General features: G+C 64.4%; 1 protein-coding gene. It reads left to right on the top strand.

The window, feature by feature from the left end; genetic code table 11:
* Positions 1-119 precede the first annotated feature (119 nt).
* A protein-coding gene (locus NU1_RS39840) for an IS3 family transposase (RefSeq protein ID WP_157553677.1) occupies positions 120-1,519 on the top strand; the annotation gives its coding sequence in 2 pieces (ribosomal slippage) (positions 120-461 and positions 464-1,519; 1,398 coding nt in all).
* The last annotated feature ends 34 nt before the right edge of the window (positions 1,520-1,553 follow it).

Below are 1,553 nucleotides of genomic sequence, written 5' to 3'. Positions count from 1 at the left end.
CCCTGCGTGTCAGGGTGAGTTGAGTCCACCGGTACGCAGCAACTCTTCTGCCTGACGCGGGGCGAGATCGGATCTTATCCACGATGACTACGGCAATGCCGATGCGCGAGACTGGGCGCATGGGTTCCTCTTCACGCGGCTCGGGCCGCCCTGGCCGGCGGGCGTTCACCGCCGCCGAGAAATTGGCGCATCTGGCCGCGTATGAGGCCGCGGTCGCCACCGGTGAGGGCGGGGCGTATCTGCGGCGCGAGGGCTTGTACTCCTCGACGATCGGCCAGTGGCGCAAACAACGCGACGCGGGCGTTCTCGACCCGGCCGATCCGGCCACCAAGGTCGGTAAACTCACCGCCGAACAAGCCGAAATCGCGCGTCTGAAAAAGGAATTGGACGCGGCGAACAAGCGGATCGCGACCACCGATGCCGCTCTGGACATTATGGGAAAAGCGCACGCGCTCTTGGAATCGATCTCCGAGAGCGCGGAGCAGGACCCGCCGCGACGCAAGCGCTGATGATCGCCTATGGCCAGCTCGTCGAAGCCACGGTCGGCACCCGCCGGGCCGCGATCCTGACCGGGATCAACCGTTCGACAGCCCACCGACGCACCAAAACCGCTCTCGGACAGCAGCTCCGAGCGTCGAGACCGGTGCCGGTGAACAAACTCACCGACGCCGAACGCGCCCGAGTGCTGGCGGTGCTCAATTCCGCCGAGTTCGTCGATCACGCACCCTTGACGGTGTGGGCCATGCTGCTCGACGAAGGCACCTATCTGTGTTCGGTGTCCACGATGTATCGCATTCTCGCCGAGAATGCGCAGGTCAAGGAGCGAAGACGGTTGGCCCGGCACCCGCAATCGACGTGTCCGGAACTGGTCGCGACCCGACCCAGGCAGGTCTACAGCTGGGACATCACCAAACTGGCCGGCCCGAGCAAGGGTGTCTACTACGACGCCTACGTGATGATCGACATCTACTCCCGCTACATCGTCGGCGCCCACGTCCACACCCGTGAATCCGGCGTATTGGCAACGGAATTGATGGAAGAGATCTTCGGGACCCACGGCATCCCGCAGGTGGTCCACGCCGATCGAGGCACCGCGATGACCAGTAAAACGGTGACCGCTCTGCTTGCTGATCTGCAGGTCACCCGCTCGCACTCGCGGCCCCGGGTGAGCAACGACAATCCGTTCTCCGAGGCCTGGTTCAAGACCCTGAAATACGCGCCCGAGTTCCCGGCCAGGTTCGGATCCGTGTGGCACGCACGCGATTTCATGGATCGGTTCGTGGATTGGTACAACCACGACCATCGCCACACCGGCATCGGGCTGCATACCCCAGCCGAGGTGTTCTACGACTTGGCCGCAGCCCGCGACACCGACCGCCGCGCGACCCTGGCCGCGGCCCGCGCCCGCAATCCGCACCGATTCGGCGGCATCACCGCCGCACCGAAGATCATCGACCTACCCACCGCGGCATGGATCAACCCACCCACCCAGGAGGATCAACAACCAGCAGCCGCATAACTCCCGCTGGACTCACTCACCTTGACAAATTCCG

Origin of the sequence: Nocardia uniformis NBRC 13702, assembly GCF_001613345.1 — a bacterium.
GTDB lineage: Bacteria > Actinomycetota > Actinomycetes > Mycobacteriales > Mycobacteriaceae > Nocardia > Nocardia uniformis.
Note: the sequence above shows the minus strand (reverse complement) of the source record. Positions and strands in the feature narration are given on the sequence as shown.